11 protein-coding genes and 2 riboswitches are annotated in these 11,571 nt (G+C 69.9%); of the genes, 1 reads left to right on the top strand and 10 read right to left on the bottom strand.

Annotated elements, in window-relative coordinates; genetic code table 11:
• Window positions 1-22: 22 nt before the first annotated feature.
• A riboswitch (glycine riboswitch) is annotated at window positions 23-147 on the bottom strand.
• A gap of 1 nt (window position 148) precedes the next feature.
• Window positions 149-246, bottom strand: a riboswitch (glycine riboswitch).
• Between the two features lie 168 nt (window positions 247-414).
• Window positions 415-732 (top strand): PRC-barrel domain-containing protein, encoded by a 318-nt coding sequence (locus tag JK364_RS31300; protein ID WP_020873604.1) that lies wholly within the window; start codon window positions 415-417, stop codon window positions 730-732.
• Here JK364_RS31300 and JK364_RS31295 read toward each other — a convergent pair.
• From JK364_RS31295 to clsA, 10 genes are all read right to left on the bottom strand, one after another.
• Window positions 708-2,243 carry a DNA polymerase IV gene (locus JK364_RS31295; RefSeq protein ID WP_201854717.1) on the bottom strand — a complete coding sequence of 512 codons (1,536 nt, stop codon included), beginning with the start codon at window positions 2,241-2,243 and terminating at the stop codon, window positions 708-710. The two genes, JK364_RS31300 and JK364_RS31295, sit on opposite strands and share 25 nt — an antisense overlap.
• A gap of 101 nt (window positions 2,244-2,344) precedes the next feature.
• Entirely contained in the window at window positions 2,345-2,971 is a 627-nt protein-coding gene (locus JK364_RS31290; RefSeq protein ID WP_182467177.1) for a MerR family transcriptional regulator, read from the bottom strand.
• Window positions 2,972-3,138: 167 nt separating this feature from the next.
• On the bottom strand, window positions 3,139-3,612 hold the full coding sequence (locus JK364_RS31285; protein ID WP_014058684.1) for a bifunctional nuclease family protein: 474 nt from the start codon (window positions 3,610-3,612) through the stop codon (window positions 3,139-3,141).
• Window positions 3,613-3,664: 52 nt separating this feature from the next.
• Window positions 3,665-4,417 (bottom strand): transcriptional regulator FtsR, encoded by a 753-nt coding sequence (gene ftsR, locus JK364_RS31280; protein WP_201854716.1) that lies wholly within the window; start codon window positions 4,415-4,417, stop codon window positions 3,665-3,667.
• A gap of 17 nt (window positions 4,418-4,434) precedes the next feature.
• Window positions 4,435-5,259, bottom strand: coding sequence for an FHA domain-containing protein (locus tag JK364_RS31275; protein WP_307841432.1), 825 nt, complete (start codon window positions 5,257-5,259; stop codon window positions 4,435-4,437).
• 130 nt (window positions 5,260-5,389) lie between these two features.
• On the bottom strand, window positions 5,390-6,271 hold the full coding sequence (locus tag JK364_RS31270; RefSeq protein ID WP_372462022.1) for a DUF881 domain-containing protein: 882 nt from the start codon (window positions 6,269-6,271) through the stop codon (window positions 5,390-5,392).
• Window positions 6,272-6,834: 563 nt separating this feature from the next.
• Entirely contained in the window at window positions 6,835-7,167 is a 333-nt protein-coding gene (locus JK364_RS31265; protein ID WP_014058688.1) for a small basic family protein, read from the bottom strand.
• Entirely contained in the window at window positions 7,164-8,090 is a 927-nt protein-coding gene (locus JK364_RS31260) for a DUF881 domain-containing protein (protein ID WP_201854715.1), read from the bottom strand. The genes JK364_RS31265 and JK364_RS31260 overlap by 4 nt, the downstream gene beginning before the upstream one ends.
• 116 nt (window positions 8,091-8,206) lie before the next feature.
• Window positions 8,207-10,702 (bottom strand): mannose-1-phosphate guanyltransferase, encoded by a 2,496-nt coding sequence (locus JK364_RS31255; protein WP_201854714.1) that lies wholly within the window; start codon window positions 10,700-10,702, stop codon window positions 8,207-8,209.
• Between the two features lie 114 nt (window positions 10,703-10,816).
• Window positions 10,817-11,425, bottom strand: coding sequence for a cardiolipin synthase ClsA (clsA, locus tag JK364_RS31250; protein WP_201854713.1), 609 nt, complete (start codon window positions 11,423-11,425; stop codon window positions 10,817-10,819).
• Window positions 11,426-11,571 lie beyond the last annotated feature (146 nt).

The following is an 11,571-nucleotide window of genomic DNA, read 5'->3' as shown; positions in this document are numbered from 1 at the left end:
CGGCTCGGGTGCCCGGACGGCCTCCCCCTCTGTCATCTCAACCTGAGAGCTTCACCGGCCCACATACCGCCTGACCGGTTTTCACCGTCGGTGAGGAGGGGTTCCGGAACTCTGCTCGCCCGTGGCCCGCCCTGCTTTCCAGAGTGACCTCACCCGCACGGTACGTGTGCCTGAGAGATTCCGGGGAGGGTTTGCTCCTTCGGCGCCTCCGACAGCGTCGGCGGAGGACTCTCCCGCACGGGGTCTGCAGCCACAGTCAGCGTACCAGCGGTTCTGCCGCGGGGGACGGTCGCGTCTGCCGCGGGGGACGGCCGCGGGCGTTCGAGTGGCCGAGTGCGGCGATGTGGCTTTTTGTAGGGAGCAATGGGCACTTGCCACTTGCTTGTCATCTGTTTGCCACCTGTGGGAGAGAGCGTGCAGACCGATATCGACCCGCGGACCCTGATCGGCCGCAAGGCATTCGACCGCGAGGGCGCCAAGATCGGCACCGTGGACGAGGTCTATCTCGACGACGCGACCGGCGAGCCCGAATGGGCGGCGGTACGCACCGGGCTGTTCAGCCGGGACGTCTTCGTACCGCTCGAACCGAGCGAGGTCGTCGGCGACACCCTGCGGGTGCCGTACGACCGGTCGCTGATCAAGGACGCCCCGGACTTCGGGGTGGGCCGCCACCTCTCCCCCGAGCAGGAGCTTCAGCTCTACCACCACTACGGCCTGGACGTCACGGGCTGACCCCGCCCCCGGCCGGGCTCGGGCCCGCGCTCGGACCCACCACCGGACTCCGGGTCCTGCCCGGACGGGACCTCGGCCGCTTCAGCGCCGGCATCCGCGTCCGGGCGCAGCAGCGGCAGCGGGTCGGCAGGCTGCAGCGCCGGGTCGTCCACGGGGAACGTCCGCACCCGGCCCGGCGGCGACCACGGCTCCTCGAAGCGCACGGTGACCCGGCCCACTCCGCTCCCCTGCACCCAGCCCGCCCCGTACTCGGCGTGCCGTACATCGGAGCCCGGGAGCCAGCGTCGCGGCTTCTCAGCGTCCTCAGAAGCCTCTCCCGCGGCCTCTCCCACGGGCTCCGGCCTCTCGGGGCCCGGCGGGCGTCCGGCGTCCCCCACGGCCTCATGAGCGGCGTCAGCGGTCTGAGCCGCTTGCGCGGCCTGGGCGGCTTGCGCGGCCTGGGCGGCCTGTGCGAAGAGATCCTCCTGCGTGTAGTCCGCCAGACCGCTGACGCCGACCCCCAGCAGCCGGACACCCGCCGTGGTGTCCACCCCGTCGATCAGCCGCGCCGCGGCCTCGCGCACCACCGCCGGGTCGTCGGTCGGCCCGCGCAGGGTCTCCGAACGGGTGAGCGTGGAGAAGTCGTACCGCCGCACCTTGATCACGACCGTCCGCCCGGAGCGGCCCGCCTCGCGCAGCCGCCGCACACAGCGGTCGGCGAGCCGCGCGATCTCCAGCTGCACCCGGGTGCGGTCGGTGAGGTCGACGTCGAAGGTGTCCTCGACCGAGATGGACTTGGCGTCCCGCTCGGCGACGACGGGCCGCTCGTCCCGTCCCTCGGCCATCAGGAACAGCGACGCGCCGTGAGCCCGCCCCAGCAGCCGCACCAGCTCGGCCTCGCCCGCCTCCCGGGTCTCGGCCACGGTGTGGATCCCGGCCCGGCGCAGCGTCTCCGCCGTGGCGGGACCGACGCCCGGGAGCGTCCGCACCGACATCGGGCCGAGCAGATCACGCTCCGTCCCGGGCTCGATGACCACCAGACCGTCCGGCTTGGCCTGCTCCGAACCGATCTTGGCGAGCATCTTGGATCCGGCGAGCCCCACCGATCCGGTCAGCCCGGTGACCGCCTTGATGTCGGCCCGCAGCCGCTCCGCCACGGCGCGCGCCGCCTCCACGGTGGGTTCGGTGCCGCCCGCCTCCAGATCGACGAACGCCTCGTCCAGGCTCAGCGGCTCCACCAGCGGCGACAGCGTGTGCAGCAGGGCCATGACCGCGTCGCTCACCTTGCGGTAGAGCGCGAAGCGGGGGATGAGGAACGCCGCGTTCGGGCACAGGCGGCGGGCCTGGGCCATCGCCATCGCGGAGTGCACCCCGAACACCCGGGCCTCGTACGAGGCCGTGGCCACCACACCACGCGGCCCCAGGCCCCCCACGATCACCGGCTTTCCGCGCAGGCTGGGCTTGGCCGCCTGCTCCGCCGAGGCGTAGAAGGCGTCCATGTCCAGATGGAGAATCGTCGGCGCACCCCTCACCCCTCCGATGCTGCCGCACACCACTGACAATGGGGCGGCATCAACGGCCGGGGGCGGGCCCGGGGGCGCCACTCGGTTCACCACCGGGGCGCCCGACGGTGTTAACCCGCCCGGTTGCGGCGCGCCGCGAGCTCGTCGGTCGGGTTGTGCCGGACCAGCGTCTCGCCGGTGTCCACCCGCTCGCCGTGCAGCTGGGACAGCGCGCTCTCCACATCCCGCCAGACGACGCCCACGGCGATCCCGAAGACGCCCTGGCCGCCCTGGAGGAGGTCCACGACCTCATCGGGCGAGGTGCACTCGTAGACGGTCGCACCGTCGCTCATCAGCGTCATCTGGGCCAGGTCGTCGAGCTCCCTGGCACGCAGGTGCACCACCGCCGCCCGGATGTTCTGGAGCGACACCCCGGTGTCCAGCAGCCGCTTCACGATCTTGAGGACGACCACGTCCCGAAAGCTGTAGAGCCGCTGGCTGCCCGAGCCGTACGCCGGCCGGACGCTCGGCTCCACCAGCCCGGTACGCGCCCAGTAGTCCAGCTGGCGATAGGTGATGCCCGCGGCCGCACACGCAGTGGGTCCGCGGTATCCGATCCGCTCCGTCCCCCCTGCGGCGGGCTCACGCGGCGGTGCGGCCTGTGCCGCGACCCGAGCCTTCAATGCCGGATCGGCCGATGCGCTCCCCTGGAGCGCATACGGACCTCCGGCCGCCGTGCCGTCGCCGGTGCTTCTCACGCCGACCTCCGTCCTCGACCTGCCATCTTGAAGGTAGGCAGTCACCCGGGGTGCGTCAACGATCGCCACACTCGGCACGCCGAGTGATAATCACCCTAAGGGTGGTTTCCCGTGTCCCTCGTCCGGGAAAGGCTACTCGAATGCGCGCGCGAGGACCGGCATACGGTTCACTGGCTGCTGGTTCCGAAGTCCTCGGGCGAGATCTGGTCGAGGAACTCGCGGAACTTCTCCACCTCGTCCTCCTGCTCGTCCGGGATCGCGATACCGGCGTCGTCCAGCACGCCGTCGCTGCCGTAGATCGGCGTTCCGGTGCGCAGCGCGAGCGCTATGGCGTCGGACGGCCGGGCGCTGACCTCCACGCCGCTGGCGAAGACCAGCTCCGCGTAGAAGACCCCCTCGCGCAGATCCGTGATCCGGACCTCCGTGAGCTGCTGGCCGACCGCTTCGAGTACGTCTTTGAAAAGATCATGGGTCAGCGGGCGCGCCGGAGCCATGCCCTGCTGAGCGAAGGCGATCGCGGTCGCCTCACCTGGTCCGATCCAGATGGGGAGGTAGCGGTCGCCTCCCACTTCACGCAGGAGCACGATCGGTTGGTTGGAGGGCATTTCCACCCGGACACCCACGACGTCGAGCTCGTTCACACAGCAACCCTAGGACGTGCCCGGCCGGTTTGGATAGTCGGGGCCCGGTCGGTCACCGCTCCTGGACCCTCAGAGCCGATCGCACCAGGGCCGCGTGCAGCCGTACGGAGAGCGTGGCGAGCTCCCGCACACTGGCCTCCGCATGCGCTCTGGTCTGCGGATTTCTATGCAACCGCAGCGGGGCGACCACCTGCTCGACCATTCCGGCCTCGCGCTCGGCGGAGGCTTTCATGATTCGCAGATGACGTGGTTCCAGGCCGAAACGACCGAGTTCGGCGATGAGCCGGGCGACGGTCACCGCCTCGATGTCGTACCCGCCGTCCGCGGTCGGCGCGAGCAGTCCGTACGACTCCCATTCGGCCAGCTCCGCCTCGCTGACCTCGGCCGTTGCCAGCAGCTCGGCACGGCCGACCCGGGCGGCCGTGGGGCCGTCCGGGGCCGCGCCGGGGCCGCCGTCGAGCGACCCGGGCTGCTGAGCTCCCTGCGAAGCGGCAGGAAGCTGCAACGGCTCGCCCCGCTCCAGGGCCTCCAGATGCTCCCGGATGACCTTGAGCGGCAGGTAGTGGTCACGCTGCATCCGGAGGATATGGCCGAGCCGCTCCACATCCTGCTGGCTGAATTTGCGGTAGCCGGACGGCGTCCGCCGCGGCTCCACCAGCCCCTCCGACTCCAAGAAGCGGATCTTGGAGATGGTGACCTCGGGGAACTCGTCCCGCAACAGATTCAGCACGGTGCCGATGCTCATCGACCGGCTGCCCGCGGGGGCGGTGCCGGTATCGGCACCGCCCGACGGTGTCTGAAGCATGGACCTCCCCTGACGGGTCAGATGCCGACGCCCCGCTGGCTCGGGTAGAAGACCAGCCGGTACTTACCGATCTGCACCTCGTCCCCACTGACCAGGACCACCGGCGCGTCGATCTGCTCCCGGTTGACATACGTCCCGTTGAGGCTGCCGACGTCCGAGACGGTGAAGCTGCCGTCCTGGCCGCGGCGGAATTCCACATGGCGGCGGGAGACCGTCACATCGTCCAGGAAGATGTCGCTCTGCGGGTGACGGCCCGCCGTGGTGACATCACTGTCCAGCAGGAAGCGGCTGCCGGAATTCGGCCCGCGGCGGACCACCAGCAGGGCCGACCCCAGGGGCAGCGCCTCGACGGCGGCCTGCGCCTCCGGGCTGAGTGACGGCAGCGGCGTCTGCCCGGTCACCTCGGAGTCGTACGCCTCGAGACCCGAGATCGAAATGGTCGAAGTGGTCTCCGAGGCACGCTCGGGCGTGCCGCCCCGCAGCGGGGCACCGCAATTGGAGCAGAACCGGCTGGCCTCCGCGTTCCGGTGGCCACACCGCTGACAGACCGGCAAACCGGGCCCTCCACCACTGTGAGCGGCCGATGGGTCCCCGAAACCTATGGGCCCGGCCGCGGAGGGGTCAACAGACGCGCCCTGCCCGCCGACCTGGTCACGGAAGAGCGGGCGCTCCCCGGTTCCCCCTCCGCTCTCCTCCGCGGCACGCGAGGCGCGGTGGCGAGCGGTGCTGCTGCCGCCATCCTGGCGGGCACTCTTACCGAACAACTTCCCGAACAACTTCACGGGCGATTCCCCTTGACTGAAACAGACCCGCCCGTGGGGCAGGACAAACCCTCGATGCACACACCAGACGGTCCGGACATCCTCACAACGTCCGTGACCACCAGACAGTTTCCACCACGCGCGGATCTTCTGGTGCGTTGACCCCCCGCGTCCACATGGTCTCCCCGAGAGACCCTCATTTCGAACCGCCTCACCGTGATGACGACCGAGCGTAGTCAGGCCGCCTCGCCGATCGCAAGGCATCCACAACGACCTTCTTGTCCCGCTGCACGGACACTGTGGCCTGCTCCTTCTCCAGGCTCTGCACCACCCCGCCCGGGATGTTCAGGGCCGGCTCCAGATCCTCCGGCTTGCCGATCACCTTCACAACATACGGTCGCGTCACTTTCCGTCCATCGATCCGGATCGCGCCACCGCTGTCCGAGAAGTAGGTGCCGGCGACCACGCGTACCTTGCCGATCTGGATCGCCTCGGCGCCCGCCGCGCGCAGCTCCTGGACCGTGTCGAGCAGCATGTCCGACTCCACGGAGCCCCGGGAGTCGTCGATGGTGATCGTGATACCAGGACCCTGTGCTGCCACCGTACCCGCGAGCACGCCCAGCTGCTGCTCCTTCTGAAGCGTCTGCTTCCGGGCCTCCTCGGCCTGGTCCGAGCTGTTCTCCAGCTCGGTGCGCTGGTTCTCCAGGCGGCGCTTCTCGTCCTGGAGCCGCTGGGTCCGGGAGTCCAGCTCGTCGAGGATCCGGACCAGGTCCTCCTGCCGGGCGCCGCGCAGCACGCTGCTCTCGTTGGTCGACCGCACCTGGATGGCGAGACCCAGGCCGAGGCCGAAGAGCAGCAGGGCGACGATCAGCTGCGCACGGGTGAGCCGCGGCGGCCATACGCCCTTCACCAGCCGCTGGCGACCGGTCAGGGCGTCCGCCGACCCCCGCTCGGACCCGGGGCCCCCGGGGCGGGGAGCGGGCCCCACACGCTCTCCGGGACCGCTCCGGGACCCGTCGGCGGGCCCGGGGCCCTCGGCACGCGCCCCGGGCGTGTCCGCCGTGACGGACCGGCCCTGGGCCTGCGGCGGCAGGGCCTCGGGCAGTACGGCCTTGGGCAGGGGCGTCCTGAGCGCGAGGTCCTTGAAGCCGCCCGGCGGGGGCGTGGCGGGCCGGCCCGGCCGCTCCGCGGGCGTCGCCGGCGCGTCACGGCGCTCGGGCTTCCGGACGGGCGACGGGGCGCCCGGGCGCGGCGGTCCGGCCGCCGACGGCCGCTTGGGCTCGGCCCGCTTCGGCTCGACCCGCTCGCGGGGCTCCCCGGGGCGCGCGGGCCGCTCGGGCGTCTCCGGCCGACGCGGCGGCTCGGGAGACCGCCTGGGCGGCTCAGCGGCCTTCTCGGCCGTTTCACCCTTCGCCGCTCGCCCGGCCTTCGCGGGCTGCTCGGCCTTCGCGTCCCTCTCGGCCGGAGGCGGCGTGTCGGCCGACTGCCGCGGCGTGTCGGCCGGCTCCTGTCGCGGCGTGTCGGCGGACTGCCGCGACGTTTCGACCGGCTGCCGCGGCGTGTCGACCGGTCCTCGCGGCGTGTCGGCCTGCGGTCGGTTTTCGGCCGACTGTGCCCTGTCGGGCTTCTCCGGGGTGTCGTCGGTCGTCATCGGCCTCACGCCCGGAACACATGGCGGCGGATCGCGGCCGCGTTGGAGAAGATCCGGATACCGAGCACGACCACGACTCCCGTCGACAGCTGGGCACCGACGCCCAGCTTGTCACCGAGGAAGACGATCAGTGCGGCCACCACCACATTGGACAGGAACGATACGACGAAGACCTTGTCGTCGAAGATCCCGTCCAGCATCGCCCGGAAGCCCCCGAAGACCGCGTCGAGTGCCGCCACGACGGCGATCGGCAGATAGGGCTCGACCACCGTCGGCACCACGGGTCGGACCACAAGTCCCACCACGACTCCCACGATGAGCCCCAATACGGCGATCACGATGTGCCCTTCCCTGTGTCGGCGTCACCCTTGCCGGAGCCACCGGCTATCGGTTCCGCGGTGCGTACGATCAGGCTCGGCGCGGCCGGAAGCCGGAGCGAGTCCTGGGCGGAAATGCTCGTACGGATGTCATAGTTCTGCTGCAGTACATGCAGGTACTGTCCGTCCGCACTGTTCTGGAAAGCGGTGCTCAGCCGCCGCCCGTCCCCCACCGCGAGCACCGTATACGGCGGCGCCAGCGGCTTGTTGTCGACCAGTATGGCGTCTCCCGCGGCCCTGATCGCCGAGAGCGCCGTCAGCCGCTGCCCGTTGATCGAGACGGCCTCCGCGCCCGACTCCCACAGGCCGTTGACGACACGCTGCATATCGTGGTCGCGCACCCGGCCGGTGTCGGAGAAGTCCGCGCTCTCCCGTGGTCCCCCGCCGCTGCCCGCCGCGCCCTTGGCGTCGTCGACCACCAGCTTCACCCCGGGGCCCGTCACCTCGTTGGCCCCCGAGAGCAGCGCCACCAGATCGGCCCTGGCCCCGCCGTGCTTCTCCAGTGCCTGCCGCTGCTTCTCCCCGACCTCGCCCCGGAGCTTGTCCACGCCCCGGGCGAGCTTGTCCGCGTTCGAGTTCCCCGTCTCGATGCGGTCGATCAGCTCTCCCCGCTCCTTGGCCAGCGTCGGCGCCGATATCCGCGCCTCGGCTGCCCCGATGGTGATGACGACCGCGACCAGGACGAGACCGAAGGCCAGCCCCAATTTGGCCCGCACGGTGCGCGGCAGGCCCGAGCGACCGGTCTCCCCACGCCGCGCGGCGGCCTCGGCGTAGCCGTCGTCAAGGCTGTGGTCCATCACATTGGTCAGCAGCGACATGGACGCGTCGAGGCGCGGGCGCGGGCGCGGCGATGCTGTGCTCCGAACGGGGGGCTGCTGCGACATGCCGCACATCGTCGCACGTGGGGGCCGCCGCCACCGAATGGCCCCTCCGGCGTGCCGGATCCGGGACCTCGGGACGGCGGCCCTACGCGCTCAGACGTGCTCGGGCGGCCCCGGGATCAGCGCCCCGCGCTGTCCACGACGCTGGACCATTCGTCCAGCAGGGCCTGCGCGGACGCGTCGTCCGGGCCCTCCGCCCACAGATGGGTGACGGCCTCGGCCGGGTCGGGCAGCACCATGACCCATCGGCCGTCGGTCTCCACGACCCGCACCCCGTCGGTGGTGTCCACGGAACGGTCCCCCGCGGCCTCCACCACATGCCGCATGACCAGGCCCTTGACCGCCCAGGGGGTGGCCAGGTCACGCCGCTGGACATGCGCCCGCGGAATCCTCGCATCGATCTGACTCAGCGTCAGCTGAGTGCGCGCCACCAACCCGATCAGCCGGACGAAGGCGGCCGTACCGTCGAAGACGCTGCTGAACTCGGGGATGATGAACCCGCCGCGCCCGTCGCCTCCGAAGATGGTCGACTCCGACCGGGCGACCCGGGTCAGATCGTCCGCCGCGGTGGTCGTCCACTCCACCTGTGTGCCGTGGTACGCCGCCACCTGCTCGGCGATACGGGTCGTGGTCACCGGAAGCGCCACCCGCCCGCTCCGCCGCTCCGCGGCCACCAGGTCCAGCATCACCAGCAGCGCCCGGTCGTCCTCCACGATGCGGCCGCGCTCGTCGACCAGCGAGAACCGCTCACCGACCGGGTCGAACCGCACTCCGAACGCGGCACGCGCGGAGGCGACGATCTCGCCGAGCCGGGCCAGCCCCGACCGGCGGGCGTCGGCGGTCTCCGTCGGACGCGACTCGTCCAGGCCCGGGTTGATGGTCAGCGCGTCCACCCCGAGCCGGCCCAGCAGGCTGGGGAGCACCAGTCCGGCGCTGCCGTTGGCCGCGTCCACGACGACCTTCACCCCGGCCTCGGCGATACCGCTGATGTCCACGGCGCGCACCAGCGAGCCCGTGTACGAGTCGAAGACGCTCGACGGGAAGCTGAGGTCACCGATCTCGCCCGGGAACGCCCTGCGGTACTCCTGGCGGGCGTACACCCGGTCCAGCTTCCGCTGACCGCCCGCGGAGAGATCGGCGCCCCGCTCATCGAAGAACATGATGTCGACCGAGTCGGGCACCCCGGGCGAGGTCCGGATCATGAAGCCGCCGGCGCTGCCGCGCGCGGTCTGCTGCCGGGCCACCGGCAGCGGCACGTTCTCCAGGTCCCGTACGTCGATGGCGCTGGTCTGGAGGGCGGAGATCATCGCCCGCTTGAGCGCCCGCGCGCCCCTGGAGTGGTCACGCGCCGTGGTGACCGTCGAGCCCTTCTTGAGCGTCGTCGCATACGCCCCGGCGAGCCGCACCGCGAGCTCCGGGGTGATCTCCACATTGAGGATGCCGGAGACGCCGCGGGCGCCGAACAGATGGGCCTGCCCCCGGGACTCCCAGATCACCGAGGTGTTGACGAACGCGCCCGCCTCGATGGTCTTGAACGGATAGACCCGGACATTGCCCTGGACGATCGACTCCTCGCCGATCAGGCACTCATCGCCGATCACGGCCCCGTCCTCGATCCGGGCGGCACGCATGATGTCGGTGTTCTTGCCGATGACACAGCCGCGCAGATTGCTCTGCTGGCCGACGTACACATTGTCGTGCACCACCGCCTTGTGGAGGAAGGCGCCGCTCTTCACCACGACATTGGAGCCGACGACGGTGTGCTCACGGATCTCGGTACCGGCCTCCACCTTGGCGTAGTCGCCGATGTAGAGCGGACCGCGGAGCACGGCCTCCGGATGCACATCCGCCCCTTCGGCGACCCATACACCGGGCGAGATCTCGAATCCGTCGAGCTCGACATCGACCTTGCCCTCGAGAACGTCCGCCTGGGCCTTCACATAACTCTCATGGGTCCCGACGTCCTCCCAGTAGCCCTCGGCGACATAGCCGAAGATGGGCTTGCCCTCCTTCATCAGCTGGGGGAAGACATCTCCGGACCAGTCGACCGGGACATCGGGATCGACATAGTCGAAGACCTCCGGCTCCATGACATAGATGCCGGTGTTGACGGTATCCGAGAAGACCTGGCCCCAAGTGGGCTTCTCCAGGAAGCGCTCGACCTTTCCGCCCTCGTCGACGATGGTGATACCGAACTCGAGCGGATTGGGAACGCGGGTCAAGCAGACGGTGACAAGGGCGCCCTTTTCCTTATGGAAATTGATCAGATCCGTGAGGTCGAAATCCGTCAGGGCATCACCCGAGATCACAAGGAAGGTGTCGTCCTTGAGTGCTTCCTCCGCGTTCTTGACGCTTCCGGCGGTGCCGAGTGGCTTCTCCTCATTCGCGTACGTGAGCTCCATGTCGAGCTCCTCGCCGTCACCGAAGTAGTTCTTGACGAGGGAGGCGAGGAACTGGACTGTCACCACGGTCTCGCTGAGACCATGCCGCTTGAGCAGCCGCAGCACATGTTCCATGATCGGCCGATTGGCCACGGGCAGCAGCGGTTTGGGCATGGTCGAGGTCATCGGGCGCAGACGAGTCCCCTCGCCCCCTGCCATCACGACGGCCTTCATATCGGAAGCGTCCTCCTTGAAGAGACGACGGTCATGCCGACCGCGCACGCCCGATGGCCCTTACACCTGAAGTCGCTACGGGCCCCGGCCTCTATGGACGCCGCTACGGCGAGCTCAGTCGGCCGCGGTGTCCGCCCTGACGAGTCGGCGGACCTGAACCACGTAGAGGACTCCTGCCCACCAATAGAGTGTTGTACCCCATCCGGCGAACGCCCATCCGAAAATAGCGGCGGTCGTGTGAAGCCAGCCACTTCCCTCACTCAGAAGGAGCAACGGGAAGGCATACATCAGGTTGAAGGTGGCCGCCTTGCCGAGGAAGTTCACCTGGGGCGGCGGATAGCCATGACGCCGGAGGATGCCCACCATCACCAGCAGGACCAGCTCTCGCGCGAGAAGGGCCGCGGTGAGCCAGAGGGGCAGGATCTCGCGCCAGGTGAGACCGACAAGAGTCGACAGTATGTACAGACGGTCGGCCGCCGGGTCGAGAAGCCGGCCGAGACTGCTGATCTGGTTCCAGCGACGGGCCAGCTTCCCGTCGAGATAGTCGCTGATACCGCTCAACGCCAGAACCAGCAGCGCCCAGGCGTCACTGTTGGGCCCGCCGAACTCGGGCCGGAGGATCAGCCACAGGAAAAGCGGCACGCCGACGAGGCGCGCCGCGCTGAGGATGTTCGGGATGGTGAGCACACGGTCCGTCTGGACGCGTGTCTCCTGTACCTCCACCCGGGAGCCTCCCGTGAGAAACAGGCCGATGATGCTCCATGACTCTACCGGTAGGCCCGCACAGGCCCCGCACCGGGGCGTAGTGGACATGGGCACGAAAAAGACCCCGAGGGGAATGAAATTCCCATCGGGGTCTTTTTGAAGAA

It is taken from the genome of Streptomyces endocoffeicus, from assembly GCF_016741935.1.
GTDB classification, from domain to species: Bacteria; Actinomycetota; Actinomycetes; order Streptomycetales; family Streptomycetaceae; genus Streptomyces; species Streptomyces endocoffeicus.
This window is presented reverse-complemented; position numbering and strand designations above follow the sequence as displayed.

Coding starts and splice junctions, on each gene's coding strand:
- ftsR (WP_201854716.1), bottom strand. CDS start 4,417: ATGCTTCAGACACCGTCGGGCGGTGCCGATACCGGCACCGCCCCCGCG.
- JK364_RS31260 (WP_201854715.1), bottom strand. CDS start 8,090: ATGTCGCAGCAGCCCCCCGTTCGGAGCACAGCATCGCCGCGCCCGCGC.
- JK364_RS31255 (WP_201854714.1), bottom strand. CDS start 10,702: ATGAAGGCCGTCGTGATGGCAGGGGGCGAGGGGACTCGTCTGCGCCCG.